At 71.3% G+C, this 26,599-nt stretch carries 29 protein-coding genes; 11 read left to right on the forward strand and 18 right to left on the reverse strand.

Going from position 1 to position 26,599, the window contains the following annotated elements; translation table 11 throughout:
- The 5 genes from BXY45_RS23945 to BXY45_RS20110 all read right to left on the reverse strand — a co-directional run.
- Positions 1–455 (reverse strand): hypothetical protein (locus BXY45_RS23945; protein WP_211319781.1); only part of this gene is annotated, 455 nt, incomplete at its 3' end.
- Between the two features lie 98 nt (positions 456–553).
- Entirely contained in the window at positions 554–1,060 is a 507-nt protein-coding gene (locus BXY45_RS20095; RefSeq protein WP_109776313.1) for a hypothetical protein, read from the reverse strand.
- Positions 1,039–2,265 carry a L,D-transpeptidase gene (locus BXY45_RS20100; protein WP_146211294.1) on the reverse strand — a complete coding sequence of 409 codons (1,227 nt, stop codon included), beginning with the start codon at positions 2,263–2,265 and terminating at the stop codon, positions 1,039–1,041. The genes BXY45_RS20095 and BXY45_RS20100 overlap by 22 nt, the downstream gene beginning before the upstream one ends.
- 108 nt (positions 2,266–2,373) lie before the next feature.
- Entirely contained in the window at positions 2,374–2,694 is a 321-nt protein-coding gene (locus BXY45_RS20105; protein ID WP_146211295.1) for a hypothetical protein, read from the reverse strand.
- A 349-nt stretch (positions 2,695–3,043) separates the two neighbouring features.
- A complete protein-coding gene (locus BXY45_RS20110; protein WP_211319782.1) occupies positions 3,044–4,318 on the reverse strand; it encodes an MFS transporter in 1,275 nt (424 codons plus the stop codon).
- Between the two features lie 177 nt (positions 4,319–4,495).
- On the opposite strand from BXY45_RS20110, the gene BXY45_RS22995 reads away from it, so the two are divergent.
- Genes BXY45_RS22995 through BXY45_RS20130 form a run of 5 tightly spaced genes read left to right on the forward strand, consistent with a single transcriptional unit; the run spans position 4,496 to position 7,043 of the window.
- The gene (locus tag BXY45_RS22995; protein ID WP_146211296.1) at positions 4,496–4,825 is read left to right on the forward strand and encodes a hypothetical protein; all 330 of its coding nucleotides are present in this window, start codon (positions 4,496–4,498) and stop codon (positions 4,823–4,825) included.
- 46 nt (positions 4,826–4,871) lie between these two features.
- On the forward strand, positions 4,872–5,444 hold the full coding sequence (locus tag BXY45_RS20115; RefSeq protein ID WP_109776316.1) for an ArsR/SmtB family transcription factor: 573 nt from the start codon (positions 4,872–4,874) through the stop codon (positions 5,442–5,444).
- On the forward strand, positions 5,441–6,175 hold the full coding sequence (locus BXY45_RS20120) for an MFS transporter (RefSeq protein ID WP_170131640.1): 735 nt from the start codon (positions 5,441–5,443) through the stop codon (positions 6,173–6,175). Before BXY45_RS20115 ends, BXY45_RS20120 begins: the two co-directional genes overlap by 4 nt.
- Positions 6,176–6,715 carry an MFS transporter gene (locus BXY45_RS20125; protein ID WP_109776317.1) on the forward strand — a complete coding sequence of 180 codons (540 nt, stop codon included), beginning with the start codon at positions 6,176–6,178 and terminating at the stop codon, positions 6,713–6,715.
- A gap of 46 nt (positions 6,716–6,761) precedes the next feature.
- A complete protein-coding gene (locus tag BXY45_RS20130; RefSeq protein WP_109776318.1) occupies positions 6,762–7,043 on the forward strand; it encodes a hypothetical protein in 282 nt (93 codons plus the stop codon).
- A gap of 18 nt (positions 7,044–7,061) precedes the next feature.
- Here BXY45_RS20130 and BXY45_RS20135 read toward each other — a convergent pair whose 3' ends face one another.
- The 5 genes from BXY45_RS20135 to BXY45_RS20155 form a co-directional block, all read right to left on the reverse strand.
- On the reverse strand, positions 7,062–7,940 hold the full coding sequence (locus BXY45_RS20135; protein WP_109776319.1) for a MerR family transcriptional regulator: 879 nt from the start codon (positions 7,938–7,940) through the stop codon (positions 7,062–7,064).
- A gap of 84 nt (positions 7,941–8,024) precedes the next feature.
- Positions 8,025–8,675, reverse strand: coding sequence for a class I SAM-dependent methyltransferase (locus BXY45_RS20140; RefSeq protein ID WP_109776320.1), 651 nt, complete (start codon positions 8,673–8,675; stop codon positions 8,025–8,027).
- Between the two features lie 42 nt (positions 8,676–8,717).
- Positions 8,718–9,131 (reverse strand): type II toxin-antitoxin system VapC family toxin, encoded by a 414-nt coding sequence (locus tag BXY45_RS20145; RefSeq protein ID WP_109776321.1) that lies wholly within the window; start codon positions 9,129–9,131, stop codon positions 8,718–8,720.
- A complete protein-coding gene (locus BXY45_RS20150) occupies positions 9,128–9,364 on the reverse strand; it encodes a FitA-like ribbon-helix-helix domain-containing protein (protein WP_109776322.1) in 237 nt (78 codons plus the stop codon). Before BXY45_RS20150 ends, BXY45_RS20145 begins: the two co-directional genes overlap by 4 nt.
- Before the next feature lie 98 nt (positions 9,365–9,462).
- Positions 9,463–9,714 (reverse strand): hypothetical protein, encoded by a 252-nt coding sequence (locus BXY45_RS20155; RefSeq protein WP_109776323.1) that lies wholly within the window; start codon positions 9,712–9,714, stop codon positions 9,463–9,465.
- Positions 9,715–9,833: 119 nt separating this feature from the next.
- On the opposite strand from BXY45_RS20155, the gene BXY45_RS20160 reads away from it, so the two are divergent.
- Positions 9,834–11,258, forward strand: a complete 1,425-nt coding sequence (locus BXY45_RS20160) for an MFS transporter (protein ID WP_109776324.1) — start codon at positions 9,834–9,836, stop codon at positions 11,256–11,258.
- A gap of 31 nt (positions 11,259–11,289) precedes the next feature.
- Complete coding sequence (locus BXY45_RS20165) at positions 11,290–11,856, forward strand: DUF402 domain-containing protein (RefSeq protein ID WP_146211297.1); 567 nt, start codon at positions 11,290–11,292, stop codon at positions 11,854–11,856.
- A 32-nt stretch (positions 11,857–11,888) separates the two neighbouring features.
- Here the strand turns inward: BXY45_RS20165 and BXY45_RS20170 are convergent, their stop codons facing one another.
- On the reverse strand, positions 11,889–12,380 hold the full coding sequence (locus tag BXY45_RS20170; RefSeq protein WP_211319783.1) for a DUF952 domain-containing protein: 492 nt from the start codon (positions 12,378–12,380) through the stop codon (positions 11,889–11,891).
- 415 nt (positions 12,381–12,795) lie between these two features.
- On the opposite strand from BXY45_RS20170, the gene BXY45_RS20180 reads away from it, so the two are divergent.
- On the forward strand, positions 12,796–14,646 hold the full coding sequence (locus BXY45_RS20180; protein ID WP_109776327.1) for a peptidoglycan D,D-transpeptidase FtsI family protein: 1,851 nt from the start codon (positions 12,796–12,798) through the stop codon (positions 14,644–14,646).
- A gap of 40 nt (positions 14,647–14,686) precedes the next feature.
- The gene (locus BXY45_RS20185) at positions 14,687–16,318 is read left to right on the forward strand and encodes a methyl-accepting chemotaxis protein (protein ID WP_245961949.1); all 1,632 of its coding nucleotides are present in this window, start codon (positions 14,687–14,689) and stop codon (positions 16,316–16,318) included.
- 72 nt (positions 16,319–16,390) lie between these two features.
- On the opposite strand, the gene BXY45_RS20190 is transcribed toward BXY45_RS20185, so the two are convergent.
- The gene (locus BXY45_RS20190; protein WP_109776328.1) at positions 16,391–17,227 is read right to left on the reverse strand and encodes a LysE family transporter; all 837 of its coding nucleotides are present in this window, start codon (positions 17,225–17,227) and stop codon (positions 16,391–16,393) included.
- 10 nt (positions 17,228–17,237) lie between these two features.
- Here BXY45_RS20190 and BXY45_RS20195 point away from each other — a divergent pair, with 10 nt between their 5' ends.
- Entirely contained in the window at positions 17,238–18,959 is a 1,722-nt protein-coding gene (locus BXY45_RS20195; RefSeq protein ID WP_109776329.1) for a hypothetical protein, read from the forward strand.
- A 122-nt stretch (positions 18,960–19,081) separates the two neighbouring features.
- Here the strand turns inward: BXY45_RS20195 and BXY45_RS20200 are convergent, their stop codons facing one another.
- From BXY45_RS20200 to BXY45_RS20225, 6 genes are all read right to left on the reverse strand, one after another.
- Positions 19,082–20,080 carry an N-acetylglucosamine kinase gene (locus tag BXY45_RS20200; protein ID WP_109776330.1) on the reverse strand — a complete coding sequence of 333 codons (999 nt, stop codon included), beginning with the start codon at positions 20,078–20,080 and terminating at the stop codon, positions 19,082–19,084.
- Entirely contained in the window at positions 20,077–21,378 is a 1,302-nt protein-coding gene (locus BXY45_RS20205) for a family 4 glycosyl hydrolase (RefSeq protein WP_109776331.1), read from the reverse strand. Before BXY45_RS20205 ends, BXY45_RS20200 begins: the two co-directional genes overlap by 4 nt.
- A 93-nt stretch (positions 21,379–21,471) precedes the next feature.
- Positions 21,472–22,251: a 6-phosphogluconolactonase gene (locus BXY45_RS20210; RefSeq protein ID WP_170131641.1), complete on the reverse strand. Its 780-nt coding sequence runs from the start codon at positions 22,249–22,251 to the stop codon at positions 21,472–21,474.
- Positions 22,252–22,318: 67 nt separating this feature from the next.
- Entirely contained in the window at positions 22,319–23,128 is an 810-nt protein-coding gene (locus tag BXY45_RS20215; RefSeq protein ID WP_109776333.1) for a carbohydrate ABC transporter permease, read from the reverse strand.
- 1 nt (position 23,129) lies between these two features.
- The gene (locus tag BXY45_RS20220; protein ID WP_109776364.1) at positions 23,130–24,029 is read right to left on the reverse strand and encodes a carbohydrate ABC transporter permease; all 900 of its coding nucleotides are present in this window, start codon (positions 24,027–24,029) and stop codon (positions 23,130–23,132) included.
- A gap of 53 nt (positions 24,030–24,082) precedes the next feature.
- A complete protein-coding gene (locus tag BXY45_RS20225; protein ID WP_170131642.1) occupies positions 24,083–25,435 on the reverse strand; it encodes an ABC transporter substrate-binding protein in 1,353 nt (450 codons plus the stop codon).
- A 145-nt stretch (positions 25,436–25,580) separates the two neighbouring features.
- Here BXY45_RS20225 and BXY45_RS20230 point away from each other — a divergent pair, with 145 nt between their 5' ends.
- Positions 25,581–26,339: a GntR family transcriptional regulator gene (locus BXY45_RS20230; RefSeq protein WP_109776335.1), complete on the forward strand. Its 759-nt coding sequence runs from the start codon at positions 25,581–25,583 to the stop codon at positions 26,337–26,339.
- The last annotated feature ends 260 nt before the right edge of the window (positions 26,340–26,599 follow it).

A 26,599-nucleotide genomic window follows, 5' to 3' on the forward strand; every position in this document is an offset into this window, starting at 1 on the left:
CAAGGGCCCCACCGCAGTCGCGGTGGGGCCCTTCTGGCGTCGATGGTCGACATCGGCGGTGACGCCAACATCGACATCAGAAGCGACGCGCAACACCCACCACCAGCAGAGTCGGCGTCGCTGGCCGTGGTGCTGCCCGTGGCCGCACTGGTGGTGGCACTGGTGGTGGAGCTGCTGGTGTTCACCACCATCAGCAACGACTCCAACGCGGCCAGCTGACCCGACCCCGGCTCCAGCCCCACCGCAGCCGCCACACAGGCCCGGATCCGACGCCGCTCAGCAACCGACCCCGTCAGCGGCTCCTGCACCAACGCCTGGGTCCACCACGCGGTGCTGAAGGGGACCAGGCCCTCGCCGTCGTCGTCCTGATCGTCGTCGTCCTGATCGAGCAACGGCACGGCGGGCTCGTCGTCGAAGTCACCGACGGCCCACTCCGGGATCCCGCTCGAACTCATGTTCCCAACGTAGAGGCCACCACCGACAGCCCGGTCGGAGTCGTTTCAGCAGCTCAGAAGCGTGATCGGAGACTCACGGAACGTGACACGCGGACGGCTCACGCGAGGCGAGCGGCCTCGTCCTCACCGTCGCCGTAGGCCGTGCTGACGGGCCGGAAGTCGCCGCCCTCAGGGGCGTAGCGCAGCGTCACCTCACCCGCACCCGAGGCCCGGGAACCGTCCACGGCGACCGCCTGCAGTCCACCGGGCGCGAGGACCACCGTCGACGACGACGGCAGGTGCACCTCAAACGTGAAGGAGCTATCGACGCCGCTCTGCGTGCATCCGGACACGAGGCGAGCGCGCCCTGCGCCCACCAGAGCGGACGAGGCGCCGCGGAAGCCGGCCCTCGCTCGGGGGCAGGACGCCTCGATGACGACATGGACGACGACGGCGTCCACCCCACCAGCACTCTGCGCCGGCGCCTCCTGCCCGAGACTCCGCCCGCCCATGTGAGTGCACCCGACGGCCAGCAGGAACACGAGCCCCACCGCGGCGAGCGTGACCCCCAGGGAGAGTCGCTGCGCCAGGGAACTCGTGAGCCTCAGACCTGGGGTGCGGTCCACTGCTCCCAACTCAACACCCAATCCCCCAACCCATTCGTCAACTCCATCGCCCGATCCGTCCCCGTCACATCCACCACATCACCACGCTGCGACAAATCAAAAAACCACTTCGCATTCGCATCCGACACATTCAAACACCCATGCGAAACATTCCGCTTACCCTGCGACGGCACCGACCACGGCGCCCCATGCACAAACTCCCCCGAATTCGCAATCCGCGTCGCCCACTTCACCTGCGTCGCATAATCCTGACCCACCGTCCGACCATCCATCAAATAATCAGCATGCTTCTCCAACACCAGATGCACCCCCGACCGCGTCACAAACGCCGGATCGGAATCCTCCCGACCCGCCGAAATCGGGATCACCCTGGCCACCTCACCATTGACCCGCACCGTCATCTGATGCGTATCCGTATCCGCCGTCGACACATGCGCATCACCAACCGTGAACGCCACATCCCGATCCGCAGCACCCCACGCACCACCCACCTGCACCTTCGTCATCGGCACCTTCACCGACACACTCGTCCCCGAAGGCCAATACACCTTCGGACGCCAATGCACCCGATCCGCCCCGATCCAACGCCACGCACCCTCAACACTCGACCCATCAGGAGCCTTCGTGACCAGCTGAATCGCCTCGACCAGCTTCGCCCGCTCAGCCTTCGGGACCTCCCGCGTAAAAATCACCACCACGGGCATCCCCACCCCCACCACTTCACCATCCAACGGCATCAACTTCGCCCGCACCGCGCCGTCCTCACCGGTCACCGAGAACGGCAACGACACCGACACCACCTGCCCATCAGCGTTCACCGCCGACGCGACCGCCGTATACGAAGCACCCAACTCCAACGGCTCCTCCGGGCTCCACGAACCATCCGCAGCCCCCGCCCCCGTGATCTGAGAACCGTCAGCGGCAGTCACCACCACCCCCTGCAACGTCCCCGACGACACCGTCGGACGCAGCACCGGCACCGGAGACGTCACCCCACCCGCCGCCACCCCATCAGCCACCAACGACACCTGAGCCGCCGGCGCGGGCGGCTTCGAGATCACCGAGGGAGTCGACGTCGCTCCCCCCGGTGCAGCCGAGGACGACGACGAACGGCAGCCGGCCAGCATCCCGCTGACGCCTGCGGCGCCACCGGCTACCGCCAGCAGGAAGACCCTCCGCCGAACGGCAGGCTGCTCAGTGGCCATGCCCGCCGTCGTTCCGGCGCCGTAGCGGAGCCGCGGAGGCGAACAGCGACGTCACCACCACCGCCGACCCGGCCCACAGCGCAACGGCGATCTCTATCAGCACGATCATCAGGCGCACCGATCCTCGGGAGTGATGGACGACCAGGCGGTACCGCATCGCTGCGCGAGGCGGCGCAGGTGCTCGAGCACGAGCAGCTGACCGGGAGACCACGTGACGCACGCCGACTCGTCGACGACCAGGGACGTGGCTCCCTGCTGGATGGCCCGGCGGACCTGCACCGCGAAGGTGCCGAGGTCCTCACCGTGACCGAGCACGGGCGCCGTGAGCGTCAGCTCACCGGCATCACCGGCGAGGTGGTGCCTGCGGGGACGGGGCAGGTCGAGGACGTGCATGGTGCTCAGACGCTGCCGTCGGCTGTGCTGTTGCACGCTTCCCTCAGCTCTGTGGGAAGAGAAGTGCGAGGACGAAGACGGCCACGGCAGCGGTGACCACGGTCAGCTGGAGGTAGGCGGTGCGGCGCTTGTAGCGGCGCACCTGCTCCGTTGTCGGCATCGCAGGCTCCCCCTGAGGTTCCGGTGGTGCCGGCGTCACGATCTGATCGTCCGGCAGCGCCAGGCTGCCGCGTCCGCCGTGTGCGGCGGATCAGCCGGAGAGCGGGTTCGTCTGTGGCCCTGTCATCCCGGGGGTGTACGTCCTCGTCGGACCGTCTCCCGCTCGGCGTCAGCCGCTGGGCGGAGCGAGGCCGTCGTCGTCGTCGATCAACGGCCAGCAGCAGTGTCAGGCAGCGCGACCATCGGTGTACGCGCGGGCTACTGCGGCCCGGGAGAAAATGCGCCACGTGCTCGCGCTGACCAGCAGCGCCAGCCCGAACCCCACCCAGTACGGCGCGGTGATGCCCGCCGCGGAGGCGAGCACCCCACCCAGGAGGGCTCCGGCGCAGTTGCCCCCGGCGGAGATGAACGTGGTGGCGCTGCCCACCCGGCCGAGCATCTCCGGTGGAGTGAGGCGCTGGCGCAGCGTCGTCGCGACGATGCCCCACAGCGAGGCGTGCATCCCGAAGATCACGAACACCACCCCGACGAACACGGCGCTCGTGGAAGCCGCGAGCACGAGGTGCAAGCACGCCTCGATCAGCAGCCCGATCCGGATGGTCCAGGTGGGGGTGGCCCAGCCGATGATGCGGTCTCCAGCGGCAGCTCCGGCCAGACCCCCGACCGCCATGCAGCCGAGCAGCGCGCCGTACCCCACCGATCCGAGGCTGAGCCGCTGCTGCGCGACCAGCACGAGCAGCGCGAGCGCGGCGTAGTACGTGAGGTTGAGCAGGCCGATGAGCAGCGCCATCGTCCGCAGCATCTGCTGCCTCATGAGCCACCCGAAGGCCTCGCCGACCTCTCCGAGCGCCACCCGCAACCGCCCCGGTTCCTCAGCCGGGCCGCCGGCCGGCTGCGGCCGCGCCGGCGCCGGGTACCGGCCGGGGATCACCGCCAGCAGCACCGCCCCCGCGGCCATCGCCGCGGCTGCCACGAGGAACGGCACCCCGGCTGCCAGCGCGAACAGCGCGCCGGCCAGCGGCCCCGCCAGCACACCGTTCATGAGCGTCGCCGAGCCGAAGAGCCAGCCGTTGGCGCGCTCCAGAGACATGTCGCCTACGACGTCGGGCACCATCGTCGACCCAGCGATGCGGCTGACCACCTCGCACGCGTTCACGGCGAACAGCACCCCGTAGAGCAGCGCCACTCCCCCGGATCCGGCGACGACGACGGCGCCCAGCACCACCAGCGCTGCGGCTCGCACGACGTCCAGCACCACCAGCAGGCGGCGCCGGTCGACCCTGTCGACGAGCACCCCTGCGGGCAGCGCGAACAGCAGCCAGGGCAGCCACGCGACGGCGAACGCCGCGGAGACCACGACCGGGTCGTCCGAATAGGTCGCCACGAGCAGCGGCGCAGCGATGAGTACGAGCCCCGTGCCGAGCGCGGATGCCGACGACGACGCCCACAGCCGCGCGAACCGCCCGTCGACACCGCTCATCACCGCGTCGAGCACTCTCACGCGCTCATCTTCCCCGGCGGCCTGGCCGCTGGCCTGCGGCGGTTGCGCGTGGCGTAGGGGTCCCGTGACGACCGACGTGCAGAAGTCCCACGAGGGCCTCCCCACACGGCCTCCGGGAGACTTCTGCACGTCCGCCGTCACGGCCAACCTCTTTGCCCTCGCGGTGATCATGGGCGAATGGCCACCACCGACGAGGGCCACGACGGCGACCTACCGACGTGGACGCCTGACGTGACTGATGAACAGCTCGAGCGCGGGATCACCTGGCCGGGCGGACTGACCAGCGTGCCCGGAACCGGGTCGGTGGTCGCCTCCGCTGGCGTCTGGGACGACCTCGGGTGCGTCGTCGTCCTCTACCGCGGCGAGGACGGCCTCGACCACGACGTCCACGTGGTGCCCCGTGACCGCTCCGGACGCTGGCGCTCAACCGGCGCGAGTTCGGGGACGAGCCTGCGGGACCGTCACTGGCTCGACCAATCGCTGTGGACGGGCTGCGACGGGTGGTGAGTAGCTGGCCTTGACTGACCCATAAAGAGTCAAGCACTCTTGATGGGTGCCCGATGGCATCCCCGACTACGAGCTCGACGACGTCCTCGAGCTGACCACCGCCGACCAGGTCGCCGCGATCGGCAACCTCGCCCGATTCCGCATCCTCGAGACGCTGTCGGTGCGCGCGGCCACGGTCACCCAACTCGCCGCCGAGCACGACCTCCTCAAGGGCAGCGCCAGCCACCACCTCAAGACTCTCGCCGCGGCGGGTCTGGTCCGCGTAGTCCGCACGGCCAAGGTCCGCGGCGGCACCGAGCGCTACTGGGGACGCGTGGCGCGCACCTTCGACGTGGCGCCCACCAACCCCGCCCACGGACGCCGCGGGCTGCTCCTGCGCACCGTGACCGAAGACCTCGACGCCGCCCCACCGGAGGCCGAGCAGCAGCTGCTCGTCACGAGGCTCCGCCTCGACGCCGCCGCCTATCAGCGCCTGTCGGAGCAGATCGCGGCCCTGGTGTCCGCCGCCGAGGCCGACCAGTCACCCGACGCCCCGATCGCCAACCTCACGGTGGCGCTCTACCGGACGTCAGCTGTCCCTCACCGCTCTCAGGACGACGACGATCGCGCCCGCTCGTGAGCGCCGCACCACCGTCGTCGTCCTCCCCCGGCTCATCGGGGCGACTCGGCGCCGACTACTGGCACCTGTGGACGGCTTCGACCGCGGCGAACCTCGGCGACGGCGTGCGCCGCGTCGCGTTCCCGCTGCTGGCCGTCTCGCTGACGCGCGACCCAGTGCTGGTCAGCGCGGTGGCAGCGGCCACCACGCTGCCGTGGCTGCTCGTCGGGCCGCTGGCCGGGCTGGTGGTGGACCGTGTGGACCGCGTGCGGCTGCTGTGGGCCGTGAACGCCGGGCGCACCGTCGTCGTCATGGTGCTCGTGGCGGCCCTGGCCACCGGGCACGCCAGCATCGGGCTGCTCATCGGCGCTGCGCTGCTGCTGGGGATCGGGGAGGCGTTCGTCGACGACGCCGCCATCGCGCTGGTCCCCCGCTGCGCGCCCGAGCCGCTGCTCGAGCGCGCCAACGCCCACCTGTACGGGGCGCAGGTGGTCACGGGGCAGTTCGTCGGGCAGGGCATCACCGGGGCGCTCTTCGCCGTCGCGGTGGTGGTTCCTTTCGCCGTCGACGCCGCGGCGCTGCTCGTGGCAACGGTGGCGGCGCTCGTCCTGTCAGGGCGCTTACCAGGGACCGCCTTCGGCAGGACCCGTGCCGCTGCGCCGCCAGCGGGCGGCGCACTGCGACAGGCGTACGCCGGCATCGCCGAGGGCATCCGCTGGCTGCTGGGGCAGCGGCTGGTGCGGTCGCTCTAGGTGGTGCTCGCCGCGCTCGGCTTCGCCTCCGGGGCGTTTTGGGGTGTCATCGCGCTCTACGTCCATGACACGCTGGGTCTCGGACCGACGGGCTTCGGCGTGATTCTGGCCGTCGGAGCTGTCGGGGCGCTGATCGGCAGCCAGGTAGCTCCGTGGGTGCGCGCTCGCCTGGGGGTGGGCGGGGCGATGTACTCCGCCGCGGCCCTCATCGTGCTGTCGATGGCCGGCCTAGCGATAACGGGCTCGGGAGTGGTGGCGGCGGCGTTGCTCGTGGTCAACGGCGTGGGCGTGCTGGTGTGGAACGTCGTCGGAGTGTCCCTGCGGCAACGTGTAGTCCCTGACGAGCTGCTGGGGCGGGTGGGCTCGGCGTTCTCAGTGGCGGCGGTCGGGTCTGCCACGGTCGGCGCGCTGGTGGCCGGCGTCGTCGCCAATCACCTCAACCTGCCGGCGGTGTTCTGGATGAGCGCCGCAGTCATCGCCGTCGCCGCTGCGGCGACAGCACCGGCGCTTGCAACACGGCGCGCCCCAGCGGCGTCCTGAGGGTGATCGGCGAGCATCGCGCTCGTCGCCGACCCGACGGAGCCCCGTGGACCACCGCGCCACCACCTCGCTGATCGCGGTCAGCGCTGCCGCGCTGCTGCTCGCTGTGAGGTCGAACCCTCCTGTGGTCTACACCCGCGTCGGCGGCCCGCTCGTCGGACCGGACGGCGGGGCGCCCGCCGGCTGGAACCGGCCCGAACAGCGTGGCTGGGTGTCGAAGGACGGCGACCGGCTCCGGTTCGAGGACGAGCGCGGCCACTCCGAGGTCTTCGAGCGCGCCCCCGCCGAGCACGTCCCCGGCTCGTGCCCTGGTGAACTGCACGGCTGACGACGACGGAGGCGGCGGTCACCGTGCGCCGGGCGACGAGATCGACGCCAGGTCGCTCTCCAGCAGCGCGCGGTCTTCTGGGTCGGCGATGTGCTCGGCCGCGGCCTGGGCGTCCGCAAGGTGGCGCCGCACCGCGTCGTCGTCATTGGCGACGGCGGACGCCCTGGCAAGGGCCTCGTGGGCGAACGCGAGGTCCCAGTCTCCGATGCCGTTCTCCTGGCAGATCTCCAGCACCCTGCGGGCATGGTGCAACGCGGGCTCGGCGCGCCCGAGGACGGCGTAGACGCGCGAGCACTGCCACTCACCGCGGGCCAGGTTCACCGCGGTACCGGCCTGTTCCCAGTGGTAGCGGGAGGCGTGCGCTGCGTGGATCATCCGGTCGTCCTGGGCGGGCGTCCGGTCCTCGGTCTCCATGAGCCGCCACACGCCGTTGAACAGGTCCACCGCCAGCTGGCGGTCGGGGGTCCTCGTCGGGGCCTCGAGCGTCGGTACGGGCGCCGGCAGCTCCGGAGCCAGCGATGTCCCCGCACCGCCGCCGAGCTCGTCGTGGCCGCACCCGAGGTCTTCGATCAGGTGGGCGAGCCGGTGGAGGTCACCGCGGACGCGGGCGAGCCGGCTCTCCAGCCTGCGGCGGTGGTCGGCGAGGACGTCGTCGACGACGTCGGGGTCACCGGCCGCGGACAAGCAGGTGGCGATCCCGTCGAGCGGGACGCCCACCGCGCGCAGCGCGCCCACGAGCCGCGCCTGGGGCAGCCGGTCGGCTGCGTACCAGCGGTAGCCGGTGTCCTCGTCCACCTCGTCCGGCACGAAGAGCCCGATGCGGTCGTAGTGCCGCATGGCCCGCGCCGTCATCCCGGCTGCGTCCGCGATCTGCCCCACTGTGAGCCTGCCGTCCATGTCGCGGACGGTAGGACCTTGCCGCGCGGCAAGGTCCAGCCTCGCGGTGCACGTCAGCGGGCGCCCCTGTCGACGGGGCGAGCGTCACTGCCTACGCGCGAGCAGCCTGCCCTGAGGTACCTCGGCCGTCGGCTCGCGCAACGTCGACTGCAGGAGGTCAAAGCCGGCGTCCATCAGCCAAGCGCACATGGTCTCCAGCGAACGCCGGTGGACGTTGACGTGCATCGGCAACCCGCCGTAGCCCTGCGTCTTCAGCCTCACCTCGTCGCCCACGTGCCAGGCGACCAGGAGGATGCCGCCCGGTCGTAGCGCTCGGTAGAACTCGCCGAGGACGGCGACGACGTCGTCATCAGGGGCGTGGATGAGCGAGTACCAGGCGAGGATACCTGCCAGCGTTCCGTCGCCAGCAGTGAGAGATGCCATAGAGCCGACCTCGAAGTGCACGTCCGCGTGATCGCGTTGCGCCCGCCGCACCATCCCTGGCGACAGGTCAACTCCCACGGCATCCACGCCGAGCCGAGCGAGGTGAGCAGTGAAGTGCCCGGGGCCGCACCCGACATCGAGCACTCGACCGCCACCGGCCTCGCCCGCCAGCTCGGCGAAGAGCTGCAGATCGGCTCGATCGTGTGGGTCGTCACGGAGATGATGGCTGACCAGATCCGCGTAGCTCTCGGCCACCGTGTCGTAGGAGTCACGCGTGCTGGCTATCCACCGCGTTTCGCCGCTCTGGTCCACGGCGCTCAACCCTAGGGAGGCACCGTCGCCGGCAGGGCACGGTCAGTCGCCTCGAAGCACCTCCACCCGGCACGGAATGGCTGGCGCCGGTGCGAGCTTGGCGTCGGCCGTGACGAGGACGGCGTCGAGGTGGGCAGCCAGGGCGACGTAGAGGGCGTCGTAGAAGGAGACGTTGTGCCGCAGAGCCCAGGCCCCCAGTCCGAGCGCGCCGTGGTGCGGATAGCGATGGTCGACCATCGCGGCCGCGTCCGCCAAGAGGCGCGGCACCTGGTGCTCCTGGACGTGCCCACCCAGCGCCCTGCCACGCAGAGCGCTCCCCACTTCAGCATCGAGGAGGTGGGGAGCGTGGACGACGCCCTGGCCACATCGGCGTCGCAGGTCGGCAGCATCTGGGGCGGCGGAGGTGAGCGCCAGCACGAGGGCCGAGGCATCGATGACGAGGTCGACCGAACTCACCGGCGAGCGGCGTGCACGAGCTCGACGGCCTCGGCCGGTGTCATCGGCTCTACCTCGCCGCGAGCTATGCGAGCCTCGATGGCCGCCAGGTGCTCGGCCTTGGACGGCCTAGAGGCGAGCCGCACCACCTCTTCCAGCATGTACGCCTGAATGGAACGGCCCGACGTGCGCGCTCGGCTGCGGAGCACCTCGTATGCCTCCTCGGGCACGTCACGGATCTGAATGGTCGCCATAGCGCTATTTTAGCGCGAAGGTGTGTGGCTGCGGCGCTGGAGCACCGTCGATCCACCGACGTCTGGAGGCGTGACGCCGCGGAGGCGTCGTCCTGACCTCATCCCCCGACGACCGGGTAGCGCCCGGGGCGCTCCGCGGGCCGGAACCGCGAGCACCGGCACTCGCTGCAGCGGGTGCTGGGGTGGGGCCGCTCGTGCCGGTGCCAGATGTGGCCGCACCGGCACATGGCCATCGCCACGGACGCCTGCCGCTCGAGGTCCACCAGCTCCGGGGGCCACGGCCGCTCTCTGCCGGTGACCCACCGAGCGATCAACCGGGCGGCGAGCCGGACGATGGCGACGACGAGCACGCCCCAGGGTGGGTCCGATGCCGCTCCAGCACAAGCACTCGGTGGGGGCAGTGAGCGTCCGCCCGGTCGGGTGATCGGCGCAGCGCCGCCGGACGGTCGCTGTCAGTACTCTCCGCCGGATGTCGCAGGACACGAGAGCCCGGCTGGCGCCGCTGTTCCGTGGCCCGCGGGGGCGCCTGCTGGCGGCGTTCCTGCTGACGGAGTTCGCTGCGGGTGTCGGCGGGCTGAGCTACTCGGCGGTGCTGCCCGTGGCGGCCCACGAGCTCGGCGGGACCGCGCTGTACGGCCCGGCGGTGACCGCGTCCGGCGTGGTGAGCATCGCGTTCATGGCCGTCGGTGCCTATCTCTACGGGCGGCTCGGGCCGCAGGTGCAGCTGTGGACGTCGACGGTCGTGTTCCTCCTCGGCGTCGCCGTCACGGTCACCGCGCCGAGCATGGGCTGGGTGGTGGCGGGGCTCGCGCTGCGCGGTGTCGCCGCGGGCCTCATGGCGGGGCTGGGGATGGGCGTGCTCGCGCAGCTCTACCCCGACGCCCGCGAGCGCGAGCGGGCGTTCGGCCTGTACGCGCTCATGTGGCTGGTGCCGTCGCTCGTCGCACCTCTGGTGAACAGCGCGCTGCTGCTCAGCCTCGGCTGGAGGACGACGATGGCGTGGCCGGCGCTGCTGCTCCTGGTGGGCCGCCTGCTGATTTCCCGAGCGTTGACGGTGGTCGACGTCCAACGTCCCGAGACGCCGGCGAAGGTCCGCGGTCCGGGCGCGTTCCTGGCGGTGGCGGTGGGGCTTGCCGTCGTGCAGGTGGCCCTCGGCGCGCAGGCGCAGCTGGGGGTGACGGCGAGCGTCGTCGTCGCCGTGGTGGTCTCCGGGATGGTGCTGATGCTGCCGTTCCGGCGGGCCCTGCGGCTCACCGTGCCCGGGCAGCGGCGCGCGCAGTCCGGCGGCTGGGTGCTCGCGCTCGTGTGCGGCAGCTACTTCTCGTTGAACGCGCTGCTGCCGCTGCTCGCGGTGACCTACCTGGACCGCGGGGGCGTGCTGGCCGCGGTGCTCGTGGCGGTGAGCTCGCTGCTGTGGGCCGTGGTCAGCTCGACGGGGCTGGGTGAGCGGCTGTCGGCGCGTGCGGCGCACCGCCTGGCCGCGCTGACGTTCTCCGGGTGCGGGGCGCTGCTCGTGGTGTTCGCGGTGGCGCTGACCGGGGACGTCGTCGTCGGGGGCGCCCTGCTGTGCGTCGTGTCGGCGCTCAGCGGCGTGGCGGTGGGCGCTTCCTACCCCAAGGTCATGGCGCAGACCCTGGAGGGTTTCGAGGAGCGCGAGGGCACGACCACCACCCACGGCGGGGTGGTGCTCGAACTCGGGGAGGACGTCGGGACGGCGGTGGGCGTCAGCGTGGTCGCCGGGGTCGCCGCCCTCGCGGTGGGCGCCGGGAACGCCGCGGTGGCGGTGCTCGCGGCGGTGTTCACCGCGGTGAGCGTCGCCGCGTGGATGCTCACCGGGCGCAGCCGGGTGTGGGCCCCTGCCGTCCCGGCCGCAGCAGCCGGGACGGCGTCGTAGGACGGGGCGCAGCACAGCTAGCGTCGTGGAGGTGATCGGCGACGAGGTGCAGCTGGCGTTCACCAAGTACGACGGTTCACCGCACTGGCACGTGCCGACTCGGCTGCTGGGCGACGACGAGCACGGCACCTGGCTGCACTCCCCCGCCGGCACGCGAACGTGGCGGCCCGGGCTGGAGCTGATCTACGACAGGCCGACCGTCGTCTGCCTCCCGCGCCACCAGCGCCGCGAGCGCGACGGTGACCAGCACTGGGTGGCCACGCTGTACGACACCGCACCGGCGGGCGCGATGGAGACCTACGTCGACATCACGACGCCTGCGGTGTGGTCGGCGGGGCGGGTGACAACTGTCGACGTCGACCTCGACGTGGTCCAGCGCGGCGGCGAGGAGCCCTTCATCGACGACAAAGACGAGTTCGACCTCCACCGCATCGCGTACGGCTACCCCGAGGAGCTGGTCACCGCCACGCGATCCGCTGCTGCCGCCGTGCTGGCGGCCGTGACCTGGCGCACGCCCCCGTTCGACGGGGTGACGGCCCGCCGCTGGCTCGCGCTCGCCGACCCGACGTGGCCGCCCGTCCCACCCCCTTCCTCGTGAAGGCTGACTGTGACACTCGACAGGCAAGCTGATCAGCTCGGCGGGACGACGACGACGTCGAGCGCGGCCAGGTCCGGCAGGCGCAACGCGCCCGCGGCGTCGCGGCCGACGTCGAGAGCGGCCACCACCGCAGCGAGCGGCACCGGACCGTAGACGTGCGGGTAGGCCTGGTCGCCACCGGGCGGTGCTTCCCAGCGCACCGGTGAACCGGCCGCCTCGCAGGCGTCGACGTCGACGACGAGCAGCACGTGGTCGACGAGGTCCTCTTCGCCGTAGACCGCCGCGACCACGCCGGGCAGCTGGCTCGCCGCCGAGGCGTGCACGAAGCCCACCTCGTCGAGGTCCGCCCCGAGGGTGGACCCCCGGTAGGCGCCCTCCGCCTGGGCCCGCACCCAGAGCGACCTCGACGCCAGGTGAAGCACTCTCGCGACCACCACCCCACGTTCTGCTGCCGCGGCGGCGGCGTCAACCCCACGGGCATCGACGCGTTCCGACGCGCCGACCAGCGCAAATACCCCAGACACGATCACCTCGCGCTCCATACTCGGCGACGTGAGCCCGTCCGGAACGCCCGGAGCCCGCCAGCCGGGCGGCTCCGCCGCGCCCCGCTCACGCGGCACCGGGGCGCCGGCTCCGCGGAAAGCTCCGGTTCCTGCCCCGCGCCCGGCCCAAGCACGAGCGAAGACGGAGCCTCAGGGGCGCGAACGCTCGGCCCCGGGCCGCACCGCTCAGCCTCGAACGGCGCAGGGTCGAACAGCGCAGGGCCGGACTGCACAGGGGACGCCGGCAAAGCCTGCTCAGGGCCGGACCGCGGCTGCCAGCCAGCCCGCGACAACAACTCGGAAGGCCCGCCCGTCGCAGCGGACCGCGGCAGCCGCCCGTACCTCGCGCGTCACCGCGCCGACCCGGCCGGCTCGCCCCGCCCGCCCAGCTCGTCCCGTGCGGCCAGCACGGCCTGGCCGTCCGCCACGCGCGAAGCGACCGGAGCGCCGCCTGAGCACGCGATGGGCGGCACGTGCGGGCTCGCCCGGGAGGCGCTCGGCGGCCGTCGTCGTCGTCATCGTCCTGCTGGCGGGGCTGTTCACCGGGCGGCTCGTGCAGCTGCAGGTGACCGACGCAGCCCCGCTCGCCGAGCAAGCGCTCGGCGAGCGCTTGAAGAAGGAGAACGTGCCCGCGGCGCGCGGCGCCATCACCGACCGCGACGGTCAGGTGCTCGCTCAGGACGTGGAGCGGCGCGACATCACCGCCGACCCCAAGCTCTTCGGGGGGCCGACACCGCGCGAGCCGAAGCTCTACACGGCCGCCGCGGCAGCCGCCAAGCTGGCTCCGGTGCTCGGGACGTCCGAGGCGGAGCTCACCGCGCTGCTCACGCCACGTACCGGCTCCGACGGCAAGCAGGTGCGGTGGACGGTGCTCGCCCGCGGCGTGACACCGGCCGTGCGGCGGCAGGTGCAGGGGTTGCAGATCCCCGGGCTGAGCAGCGACCGGAAGGTGCTGCGCACGTACCCGGCCGGGACGACGGGAGGCAACCTCCTCGGCTGGGTCAGTACGGATGGGAAGGCCCTGGCCGGCATCGAACTGGCGCAGGACGACGTGCTGCGCGGCGTCGACGGGCGCCGCGCGTACGAGCGCGGCAAGGACGGCCAGCGGATCCCGCTGGCGGAATCGATCGATGTCGCTCCCGTCAACGGGCGGGACGTCCGGCTCACCCTCGACGCCGATCTGCAGTTCTACGCCCAGCGGGCCGCGGCCGCGCAGGCCGCAGCGACGCGCGCGTCGTGGGTGGCCGTGGTGGCGATGACGAAGGACGGGCAGGTGCTCGCGCTGGCGGAGTCCGGCTCGATCGACCCCGCCCACCCGGGAGCCACGCCTGAGGCCGAGCGGCACAACCGGTCGCTGGAGGACGTGTTCGAGCCCGGGTCCACCGGCAAGGTCATCACCGCGGCCGCGGCCATCGAGCAAGGCCTGGCCACGCCGGTAACGCCGCTGGTGGTGCCCGACCGCCTGCAGCTCCCACGCGGCGGCGGCATCGTCAAGGACTCCCACGACCATGCGCCGCAGAAGCTGACGTTCGCGGGGGTGCTCGCGGAGTCGTCCAACGTCGGCACGGTCATGGTCGGCCGGAAGCTCACGCTGCAGCAGCGCTACGACTACCTGCGGGCCTTCGGGCTCGGCCAGAAGCAGCTGGGCCTGCCCGGGGAGACCCGCGGCATCCTCACCACCCCGAAGCAGTGGGCGACCAACTCCCGTGACGAGAACGTCGTCCTCTTCGGCCAGAACTACGCCGTCAACGCCCTCCAGGCCGCGCAGGTGTACGCGACCATCGCCAACGGCGGTGTGCGCGTGCCGCCGCGTGTCATCGCCGGCACCACCGACGCGTCAGGGGTCTACACCCCCGCCCCCGTGCCGACCGGCACCCGTGTGGTCAGCCCGACGACCGCCGCGCAGGTCACGTCCATGCTCGAAGGCGTGGTGACGTCCGACGGCACGGGCCTGAACGCCGCCGTCCCCGGATTCCGCGTGGCCGGCAAGACCGGAACCGCCGAGGACCTGCAGGCCAAGGTGAAGACCGGGACCAAGCAGTACACGGCGTCGTTCATCGGGATGGCGCCCGCGGAGGACCCGCAGCTCGTCGTCGCCGTCATCGTCCAGCACCCGGACTACGCGCACCGCTTCGGCGGGGTGGCAGCGGCCCCGGTGTTCTCCGACGTCATGGGGTACGCGCTGGCGCAGCAGGGCATCGCGCCCAGCGGTCGCCCCGCCGAGCTGGCACCTCTCACCTGGCGTTGAGTTACCCGTCGTTCATCCACTGTTCAGGACGCCGATGGCGGTGCCGATATCCACGGCACCGAACGACGACTTGGGGGAGAACGTCGACATGCGCCACCTCGCAGACCTGAAGATCGCGCACAAGCTGTACGCCGGGTTCGGCGTGATCAGCGCCCTGCTCGTGCTCGTGAGCGGGGTGGGTGTGATCCGTCTGGGGCAGGCGCAGGCCAACCTCAAGCTGCTCTCGGAGAGCGGCCTGACCTCCGTGATGACCGCGGACCAGACCGCCACGGCGTTGCTCCAGATGCGTTTCCAGCTGAGCAACATCGGCATGGCTCCCGACGCGGCCTCCACCGCGAAGGCAGTGGACGAGTACACGGCCGACGTCGCGGCGTTCAACGCGGACTGGAAGGCGTACCTCGCGAGCGAGCCCGCCAGTAGCCGGGCACAGCAGGAGGCCTTCTGGACGGCCATGCAGCAGTGGTTCGCCGGGGCGCAGCAGCAGGTGCCGGTTCTGGTGGCCAAGGACTACGCCGGCTACGCGGCCATGCGGCCCACCACCACGAGCAAGTACTCCACCGCGGCGTCCGCGGCACTGAAGGAGATCACCGAGGCCGAGGTGGCGGCCGCCGCGCGGATGACTGCTGACGGCGAGTCGAGCTACCGCTCCGCGGTGGCGCTGCTCGTCGGGTGCGCGGTGGTGGCCGTCCTGCTCGCGGCAGCGATCGCGGTCACCGTGGCCCGCTCGGTCACACGACCGCTGCAGCGCGTGGTGGACGTCATGGCCGCCGTCGCTCAGGGCCGGTTGGACCGCCGCGTGGCGCTGGCGCGGCGTGACGAGGTCGGACAGCTGGCATCGTCCACCGACGCCTCTCTGGACTCCCTGGCCTCGGCCATGCGGGAGATCAGCGCGGAGGCCCACGCCCTGGCGTCGGCCTCCGGCTCCCTCACCGGTGTGTCCACGCAGATGGCGTCCAGCGCGCAGCAGACCTCCATGCAGACGCAGGTCGTGGCGGCCGCCTCCGAGGAGGTCACGGTGTCGATCACCACGGTGGCCGCCGCCGGTGAAGAGATGACCGCTGCCATCACCCAGATCGCGTCAGCGACCGCCGAGGCCTCGTCCAAGGCGAACTCCGCTGTCGAGGCCGCCGCCTCCGCCGGTCAGGCCATCGAGCGGCTGGGCACCTCAAGCCGGGAGATCGGCGACGTCGTCAAGCTCATCACGAGCATCGCCGAGCAGACCAACCTTCTCGCGTTGAACGCCACCATCGAGGCCGCTCGCGCCGGGGAGCTGGGCAAGGGCTTCGCCGTCGTCGCCGGAGAGGTCAAGGAGCTGGCACGTCAGACCGCGCAGGCCACCGACGAGATCGTCAGCAAGGTGGCCGCGACCCAGGGCGACGCCGCAGCCGCCGCCGAGGCGGTCACGGGGATCGGCGAGGTGATCTCCCAGATCGATGCCGTGCAGGCGACCATCGCCGCCGCCGTGGAGGAACAGTCCGCCACCACGTCAGAGATGGTCCGCAACATCACGGAGATCTCCTCGGGTTCCGCGCAGATCTCCGCCAACGTGGCCGACATCGCCGCAGGCGCGGAGGTCAACCGCGAGAGCGCCGGAGACACCGCCTCGACGGCGGACACCCTCGCAGCGTCCGCGGGTCGGCTGCGGGAGCTGACGAGCCGGTTCACGGTCTGACGCGGGCTGCGCCGGCCCGATCTCTCCGAGCTGCGCTGATGCCGGCTCCCCGAAGGCTGCAGGTCGACACCCTCACGCCATCACCATCTGCGCCGCCATCCCCACGGTGACGACGGCGCCCGCCCACGCCGCGGCGCGGCGGGCCCGCACGGTGAGCCAGCGCCCCAGCAGGTGGCCGCCGAGGGACAGACACGAGTGCCAGACGATCGACGCGACCCCGCACCCGGCCGCGAAGGCGACCACGACGGCGGGTGTGGTCGACGGACCCAGCGACGCCGCCAGCGCCGTGAGCGTCAGCGTGGTCATCGGATTGGCCGCCGCCGCCACGACGAACCGCAGCCACGTCGAGCGGACCTGCTGCCCCGGCGGGCCGCTCCGGGTCGCGACATGCCGACCCGTCGGCTTCCCCGACTCCTCGCGCAGGGCGGAATGCAGCGCATGGGCGCCTAGGAGGAGGACGACGACGGCGGCGACCACCTGCACCTGCATCCGCCACGGCGCCAAGGCCGCGCTGACGACGCTGCCGGTCGTCGCGGCGACGAGCGCGAAGACGACGTCGGTACTGGCCACCCCGACCGCCGCGGACATCGCCACGCGGGGCGTGGAGCGCATGCCCACCTCGACGAGCATGGCGCTCAGGGCGCCAAAGGGGATCGAGAGCACGAGCCCAGCGGCGACGCCCACGGCCAGGCCCGTGACCACGGTCGGTCCCGCACCCCCCACGGGTCCCATCAGGGAGGCTCCGTCGACCAGCGCGTGCAGGTCGAGGGCGGCGACGTGGAGAGCAGCGACGTCGAGGGCAGCGACGTGGACGGCGGTGAGGTCGGGCGCGAGCACGGGAACTCCTCCGGCGGTCGGGGTGATCACCTCGGTCGCGGGAGCCCCCGCCTCACGCGGGAAGGCGGCCATACTGTGCGCCGTGCTGGGCCGTGAGGAGGAGCTGGCGGCCCTGGTGCGCACGGTGTCGTCGTGCCGGCTCGTGACCCTCACAGGCCCTGCGGGGATCGGCAAGACGCACCTGGCCTGCACGGCCTCCAGCCGGGGGCTGCTCGGCGGGCCGGGTCCGGTGCTCGTCGTCGGCCAGGACACTGCTGGTCAAGGCGTCGACGATCAGGACATCGTCGGTCGGACGGCCGAGGCCCTCGCGGACCGCGTGCCCGGCAGGTGGGACGTCGTGCTTCTGGACGGCGCCGACACGGAACCGACGTCGGCCCGTGAGGCGGCCTCCCTGGTGCTCCGGCACGACACCGCGCTGAGGGTGCTGGTCACCTCGCGCGTACCGCTGGGCTTGCCCGGGGAGCAGCTCCTGCCGGTCGGACCGCTGGCGGTCCCGGGCCGGGAGGCCAGCCTCGTCGAAGCGCTGACCTCACCTGCGGCGCGACTCGTGCTGGAGCGCCTCGAGGCGCGGGAGCCCGCTCTTGCGGTGCACCTTCGAGAGGCCGCGCAGGACGGGCAGCCGGGTCGAGACGACCTCGAGGCGCTGCTGGAGCTGGTGCGTCTGCTCGACGGGTCACCCCTGGCCCTGGAGCTCGCCGCCGGATGGCTGCGGTCGCTGACGCCACAGGAGGCGCTGGACCGGTGGCAGCGGGGCCTTCCCCTACCGGCGCCCCGCAAGGGTCCGGCGCTCGCCCGACACCGCAGCATCGAGGCCGCCCTGGCCGGGTCGCTCGCCGCGCTGTCTCACCCTGCTCGCCGCGTGCTCGGGCTCATGGCCGTCACCGCGCGCCCTCTCGACTTCGCCGCGGTCGAGGCGCTGGTCGCGGGTGATGATGACGACGAGCTGGACGACGACGAACTGCTCGACGCCCTCGACGAGCTCGTCGACGGGTCGCTCGTGCACGCCGAGGCACACGGGACCATCACGCGCTACCGAGTGCCGGGACCGCATCAATTCGTGGCGCGTGCTTTCACCGACGGGGACGAAGAGACCGCACGCAGCCGGCTGGAGGTGCACCTGGCAACTCGCTCACTGAACCAGCTCCGCCGTGTGGACCGGGTAGAGCGGGTGCCGATGCGGAACGCTCCCCCGCCGGGCGGGAACGTCGCCGGTCGCGATGCCCCTGAGTGCCTCGGTCCGGGCGCTGGCGTCGTCGCCCGCCTGGCGAGGACCTCCGACGGGTGGCTCGTCACCTGGCGCGGGCAGAGCGTGGAGCTGCCGCCGTCGAAGGGGATGGACGACCTCGTCGTCCTCCTCGGTGCCCCTGGTGTGCCGGTCTCCGCTGCAGCCCTGCGCGACGGTCGACCCGAGATGCCGGTGGGCACTGCGGACGCGGGGACGACGAACGCCCTGACCGCCCGGCACGACGCGCTGCGCGCGCGGAGCGTCGAGCTGCGCGCGGCGTTGGACGCCGCCGACCGTCGCGGTGACGTCGAGGAGTCGCGGGCTGCGGCGGAGGAGCTGCTCCAGCTCGGGCAGCACCTGGCGGCTGGCCGCTGGGACTCCTCGACCATCACCGACAGTGATGATGCGGCGGCGCTGGAGCGGGCGAGGTCGGCAGTCGGCTGGCGGGTGCGCCAGGTGCTGCGCCTCCTCCGCGACCGCCACCCGGAGCTGGAGGAGCACCTACGGGCGTGCCTGCGCCTCGGCACCGTCTGCTGTTACGCGCCGTCACCACCGGTCGTCTGGGAGGTCGCGCGCTGACAGTGAGCTGACGTTGGGAGGTGCACGCCGCACGGCTCGGCACCGCACCTCCCAGCGGGAGGCGAGGACTCTCGCTGGAGGCACCACGGGCAGTGCGCGAACACGCCACGGACCGGTGGTTCTCAGGTGAGCAGGAACTCCTCGGGGTGGTCGCGACCGATCACGGCGAGGAGTCCGCGGTCCACCGAGACACCGCCTTCGGCGAGCGCGTCGAGCACCACTCCGGCCAGCGGCGGTGCGTCGGAGACCCGCACCGCCGCGGCTGGAGCAACTCGCTGCAGTTCGCGGACCAGGGCTGTTCGCATCGCGGGGCTTTCGGAGGTCGCCACAGAGCCGTTGAGGAGCACCGGCAGCTCTCCACTGGCGAGGTCGACGCCGACACGTTCGGCGCACCACCCCGCGTACCTGGCGAACGCCCTCGCCTGGTCCTCGACGATGCGCTGCGCCACCGCGTCGCCCTCGTCGGCGCCGGCGAGGACGAGGCGTGCGGCGCCCCAGAGCCGCTGCGGTGGTAGGGCTCCGAAACGCCGCACGAACAGGTGCCGGAGTTCCCAGCCGTCACGCGCCTCGAACGCTGCGAGCATCGATCGCGTGAGCGAGGTCGGCGGTCCGAGCCCCATCCACGCGCGGCACACCGCTTCGAGGGCCGAGCGGCCGAGTCCCTGACCCCCGAGGTCGTCGAAGACGAACATGCCGGAGCACTCCTCGCGCCCGCTGGCGGCGCGAGCGGCGACCGCCGGGCCGGTGCCGACGGTGATGCTCACCCCGGTCCCGCTGCCGTCGATGAGGCGCAACGACGCGTAGGCGTCGTTCTTCACGCTGAACGAACCGAGCTCGGGGAACCTGCGCCGCAGGTGGGTACACCAGAACTCGGCGTCCTCCTCGAAGTCGACACCGGCGAGGCGCAGCGCCGCCGACGCCACCTGGCCGGTGGGCACCCCGGCTGCTCCGAGGGCGGTGCCGATGGCTCCGACGACGGCGTTCACGGCGTCCTCGGGAGACTTGGCCCCGTAGATGTCGCCGCACCCGCCGCGTCCGCGTCCCAGCACCGCTCCGGTGTGGTCGACGAGCACCGCGACGGTCTTGGAGTTGCCGGCGTCGACCGCGAGGTGGCTGCTCACGCGAGCAGGCGCTCGGGCAGGTAGTGGCGGTGAGCGCGCGCCATCTCGTCGTAGAGCTCCTCGGCGACGGCCAGCGTGGGGACCATGGGGTTGGCGGCCAGAGCCCTGAGGCCGTCGGCGCGGGTGCCTTCCCACGCCGCCACGGCGGCCAGGTACTGGTACTCGGCGAGCTGCTGCACCAGTCCCTTGACGGAGTGCGGCAGCGGCTTCTGCGGGAGGGGGTGGACGCCAGCTGCGTCGACCGTGCACCAGGCCTCCACGACGACGTCGTCGTCGAAGCCGGGGAGGAACCCGCCCGTGTTCGGGAGGTTGACCGGTAGACGCGCACCGGTGTCGTTGAAGTGGGCGCTCATGACGTCGATGGCCAGCTCGAGCTCGTGGATGCCGCCGCGGGAACGACTGGGGTCGAGCGCGGGGACCTCCGCCCGGACCTGCTCGTCGTAGTGCTCCCAGTAGCCGGGCAGCGCCGTGAGGAGGTCCTCCGCGCGCGTCGTGGGACGTCCCCGCAGGTCGCGCAGCACGTCCTCGGAGAAGTAGTAGTACTGGAAGTAGTCGGATGGGACCGAGCGCATGGCTGTGGCCAGGTGGAGCATGCGCCGCGAGTGGACGTCGAGCGAAGGGTCGTCACGACGCGCCTCCCAGGCTGCGTCGAGCAGCGGCATGAGGTCCTCGCCGTCGTAGAGGTGCTCCGTGGACCAGCAGTTGTGATTGACGCCGGCCATGGTGACCTCGGCGCGCGCGGGGTCGAGACCCGCGGCGTGCAGCACCGTCAGCGGGAAGGTGATGGGGCCCTCGCACATCGACCAGATCGTCCGATCGCTGTAGAGGCTCACCGCCTGGGAGACGATGTTGACGGGATTCGTGTAGTTGAAGATCGTGGCACCGGGTGCGACGTCGTCGAGGTCGCGCAGGAGGTCCTGGTAGACCGCGATGGACCGCAGCGCCATGAAGAAGCCACCGGGCCCCTGCGTCTCCTGGCCGATCACGCCGTGCTTGAGCGGGATCCGCTCGTCCAGTGCCCTGGCCTCGAAGCCACCGGGCCGGAAGCTCGACAGCACGGCGTCGGCATCGGTCAAGGCCGCGCGTCGGTCCGTGGTCGAGGAGATCGTGATGTCCAGGCCCTGAGCGGCGGCGAGCTTGCGGGAGATGGTCTCCACCGCCTCCAGGTGTGTCGGGTCGGCGTCCTGGATGACCACTTCGGAGCCCTCGAACTCCTTGCCGTGGGCGAGCAACGAAGCCATGGTCCCCGCGCCACGCGAGGACCCTCCACCGATGTAGACGAGCTTGATGGAAGCCATGGTTGTGCATCCTCCGGATGTGAGGGGGTGGGATCTGTGGGAGGTGGGGTTGAGGGGACGGGCGTGAGCGAGGGGCTGGACCGTCGGAGCCCGTCAACCCGTCGCGGCGGCGAGGTCGGCCACCAGCGTCGGTGCCTTGCACTCGACCGCGATCGTGGAAGGCCACGTCGGGTCGTAGCTGTCGGCTGCCGCGATGCGCTGCAGCGCCGTGCGCTTGTGCTCGCCCGTCACGATCATCACGACCTCGCGGGACAGCGAGGCGATGGTGTCGACACCGACGGTGACCCCGTGGGTGGGCACCTTCTCGAGGCTCGTCAGTTCGGCGAAGGTGCCCATGTTGTCGCGGCGGGTGGCCTCGCCGAGCGCCGCGACGTGGGTCATCGCGGCGCGGGCCGTGCCAGGTTGGTTCAGGGCGATGTGCCCGTCGGTCGCTCCCGTCGCCAGGAGGAAGAGGTCGACCCCACCGGCCGCGCTGATGCGGTGGTCATACTCGTCCGGATCGTTGGGGTCGGGCACCCAGATCTCCCGGGGTGGTGTGGTCCCCGCGGCGGCGCAAGCCGCGGCCAGCGGCGCGAGGATCTCCCGCTCGCCGAAGCCCAGGCACGAGTAGGACCGTTGCGGGTCGATCCGCGAGAAGCCCGACGCGTCCACCTGCAGGTATTCGTCCATGAGGACGACGACGAGTCGCGACACGTCGAGCCCGGCGGCCGCTCGCCGGGCCAGTGCCCGGTAGGTCGGGTGGGCGCTGCGCCCGCTCGGGCACCCGAGGAGGAAGGGGTGTGGTCCGCTGGCGTGCAGGCGTTGCGCCACGAGCGAGGCCACGTGTTCGCCGACCGACTCCGCGTCCGGCTTGATGAGGGGTACGAGGGACACGACAGCTCCAAGCTGTGAGAAGGGGAAGCCAGGGGAGGTAGCAGCGGCTTCCGGGGACCGAGCCGAGTCACTCCTTGATGGAGCCGGCGAGCATCCCCGCGATGAACCGGCGCTGGAAGAGGACGTACAGGCCGAGGACGGGGGCAGCCACGATGAGGCCGGCCGCGGCCAGGAGGTTGATCTGCGTGGTGTAGCGCCCCTGGAACGAGCCCAAGGCCACCGTGGCCGGCTGCAGGTCCCCTTGGAGGAAGACCAGAGAGAGGAAGTAGTCGTTCCACGTCCACATGAAGCTGAGCAGGGCCAGCGTGTAGATGGCCGGCCGGACCATCGGCGCCCCGAGCAGGCGCAACGTCGTCAGAGGGCCAGCGCCGTCCAGCTCGGCGGCCTCGAACACGGATCTCGGCAGCGCACGGAACGCTGCCCTCAGCCAGAAGACGCCGAAGGGGACGCCCATCCCGAGGTGGATCAGCAGTATCCCCGGCAGGGTTCCGACGAGCCCGACGTCCCTGAACTGGAAGTACAGCGGGACGATGATGGCTTCGGTGGAGATCATCATTCCGAGGAGCAGCACCGGGAACAGCACCTTCTCTCCGGTGACTCCCAGGACCCCGAACGCGAATCCTCCGAGGAGGGCAAGCAGAAGCTGCCCGGCGACCGCGCAGACCGAGATGGTCAGCGATACGCCCATCGCCCGCCCCAGGTCGGCCACGTGCCACGCCTCGACGAAGTTTCCCCAGGTCAGCTGCGTCAGCGCGGGGCGCCCGGAGATGTCGGGGCTGAGCGCAGTCAGCAGGAACACCACGACGGGGGCGAGTACGAGGACAGCCATGACCCCCAGGACGACCTGGTTGACGACGACCTCACCGCTCCGCTTCACGTCAGTCACGCTCCGCAGTGCGCGTCACGACGACGGCGATGAGCAGGCACAGCACCGCCATCGTCACGCCGATCGCGGCAGCCAGCCCCACCTGCGGGTTCTGGAAGGCCGCCCGGTAGAGCGCCACCGCCGGTGTGAGGGTGGAGGTGCCGGGTCCCCCACGTGTGGTGACCCAGACGAGATCGAACGTGCGCAGCGAGGCGGTGACCGTGAGGGTCACCGCAATGGCCACCTGGCCCCTGAGTCCGGGGAGGGTGACGCAGAAGAACTCGCGCACCGGACCTGCGCCGTCCATGCGGGCAGCCTCGTAGAGCTCGGGGTTGATCGCCGTCGTCCCGGAGATGAACAGCACCATGCAGAACCCGAAGGTGGCCCAGGTGCCCACGAGTCCGAGCGCCGGCAGCGCCCAGGTGAAGTCCGCCAGCCACGCCCGTGCGAGGGACCCGAGACCGACGGCCTGGAGGACGCTGTTCAACGGCCCGTCCAACGCGTAGATGCGGCGGAAGACGAGAGCGACGACCACGCTCGTCAACACCTGGGGCAGGAAGAAGATCCAGCGGTAGACCGCCATCCCTCGGCTGCGCCCCCTGGCGAGGAGCGCAGCCGAGAGCAGCCCGAGCACGATGGGCAGCACGGAGAAGAACACGACGAGCACGAGCACGTGCCCGACCGTTGACCGGAGGACGGGGTCCGTCGCGAAGGAGGCGTAGTTGCGCAGGCCGACCCAGGTCGCCGCGCCGACGCCGTCCCAGGAGTAGAAGGAGTACCGCACCGACTGCGCCAAGGGGATCAGGACGACGGCGCCGTACAGGGCCAGGGGGATGGCGGCGAGCGCCAGTCCGGTGAGGCGCCGCCGCCGGGCCAGACCTCCGGGACGCCGGGGAGGCGTCGAGGCTGTCACGACCGGAGCCGGCCGATGCGGCGCCGTGGTCTTCTCGTCGGTCGACAGCACGCTCAGCCCTGCCCTGCCAGGAAGGCGCTCCGGTCTTGCTCGACCGCCTCGGCCAGGGTCTGAGGCGTGGACTTGCCGGCGTAGAGGAGCTGCAGCTGCTGGGTCAGCGTGTCGAACATGGTCGGGCTGGACCAGTCGAAGTAGGGGACGTAGCCGTCGTCCTTGTCGAGGGTCTTGGCCGCGTTCGCCTCTTCGACCAAGGTTCCCGAGGTGGCGGGCAGGGTGGCGTCCGGTGCGAGCGCCGGCACCAGGCCGAGGTCAGCCGCCCGCTGGCCGGCTTCGGGCGACATCATCGCGTCGAGGAAGGCCGCTGCCACATCCGGGTGCTCGGACCTGGAGGAGATGACCATCGCCGCCGGTGCCGCTCCGACCGCCACGACCGACCCCGACGACTGTGCAAGCTGCGTGTAGCCGAAGTGCTTCTGCTGCTCCGCATCGAGACCGAGTGATCCGGTGTACTCCCACCTGAAGACGCCCTGGCCGGCCTTGAAGTTCGCGATGGCCGTGTTGTAGTCGATGCCGTTGTAGCCCTCGGGGAAGTACCCCTTGCTCGCCCAGTCGCCGACGACCTTCGCGGCCTCGGCGACGGCGATGTCGGAGACCTTCACCGAGGTGTCGCCGTAGACATAACTACCGAGCGCGGTCTTGTCGGCCAGCGCGGCCTGCACGCCGAGCAGCGGCGCGGTGACCCCGTCGAGGCTGCCGTAGGCGAACACGGTCTTCCCGGCCGCCTTGACGGCGGCCGCTGCGGACTCCAGCTCGGCCAGGGTCGTGGGTGGTTGCAGTCCCAACGCCTTGAGCTCGTCGATGTTGTAGTAGAGGCCGATGAGCGCGGTGCGTGCCATCGGTGTGCCGAACCACGAGCCGGTTCCCATGGTCGTGAAATCGGTGGAGAACTGGTTCTGCCGGGCGATCGTCGGGGGGACCGTCTCGCCCCAGCCGTACGCCTCGACATACGGGTCGAGGTTGCGCACCAGGCCACCGCGGGCCAGCGTTCCGAGCGACTGCCATCCGTTGTTGGCGGAGGCGATGTCAGGGCCGTCGTCGCTCTGCAGCTTCAGGTTGAGGGTGGAGTTCAGCTGCCCCCACTCCTCCGTGGTCCGCTCGATGGTGACGTCGGGGTGCTTCTTCTCGAAGTCGTCGATCACCGCCTCGATCCACTCGCCCTCGACGCCCGCCCAGAAGTCGGTCAGCTCGAGAGTGACGGGGCCGGAGCCGGAGATGTCCGTGGAGACGGTCGACGGTGAGGGGTTCTGCCCTGTCGTTCCGCCGCCACCCGGAGCGCACCCGCTCGCCAGCACAGCGATTCCCAGAACGCTTGCGACAGCAGTACTGCGCAGGATGCCGAGTCTCATGCTCACCCCACCTGGTCGGGTTGTCGCCGCTCGCTCGATCGAGGCAGCGAGGTGGACACTAACCACGATCAGTCCAGTTGAACCAGTAGTCGACGATTGGTAACAAAGTTCGTACCAGTCATCACCACTGGTACGGTCTGGCGCCATGGCAGGCAGCGCACCGCCAGGAGTCGCAGCGGAGGTCTACAACGCCGTCCTCGAGGCGGTGTCCACGGGCCAGTTCGCCGCAGGGTCACGACTTCCCGGCGAGCGGGCCCTCGCCGAGCGACTGGGAGTCAGCCGCGCGACCCTGCGCCTGGGCCTAGCCGCCCTCGAAGATCAGGGGTTCCTTGAGCGGTCCGCGCAGCGTGGCTGGTTCGTGCCGCAACGGGTACTGGGAGAGCCCCCGAGCACCCTGCTGTCCTTCACCGAGATGGCGCGAGCGCGCGGCCTGCGGCCCACAGCGAAGGTGCTGCGCCAGGAGGTTCGACCCGCCGGACTGGAGGAGGCCGAGAAGCTGCGCATCGCTCCCGCCGCCGCCGTGGTGCAGATCGACAGACTGCGCGGCATGGACCAGGTGCCGGTCTGCTTCGACGTCGTCGTCGTCCCCGTGAACCGGGCACCGGCACTGGTCGACGCCAACCTCGAAGACGCCTCGCTGTACCAGGTGCTGCGCGAGCAGTGCGGCATCGACGTCTTCCGGAGCGCCTACGCCTTGACCGCGGCGAACGCAGACGCAGCCCTCGCGCGACTCCTGGGAGTCAATCCCGGCGCCGCGGTGCTCGTCGGCGACGAGGTGGCGTACGAGCAGAACGGTGCGCCCGTGCTCATCGGCTCCAACCGGTACCGCGGCGACGCCTACCGGTTCGAGGCCGACCTCTTCCGCAGCCACCCTGATGTCCACACCCTCGGCGGGCGGCTCTAGATGGTTGGCCCCTTGGGAGTCATCAAGCCGTCACGCTGATGGGGCTCACGGAGCACAGCTCCCGATACCAAGGCTCCCGCTCCACGACGTGCGTTGCAGGGAGGGCCACAGTCAGCGGCCCGGGGAATCAGCCACCTCACCCCAAGCTCCATCGTCAGCCGGCCTCGGCAACGGTGCGCGACTCGACGAGGATCCGCCAACGGCCGCAATGGCACCGCTGGTAGCTGAGGAGTCCTTCACTTGTGGCGTGCGTCGACACC

The organism is Quadrisphaera granulorum, from assembly GCF_003149145.1.
Lineage (GTDB): Bacteria > Actinomycetota > Actinomycetes > Actinomycetales > Quadrisphaeraceae > Quadrisphaera > Quadrisphaera granulorum.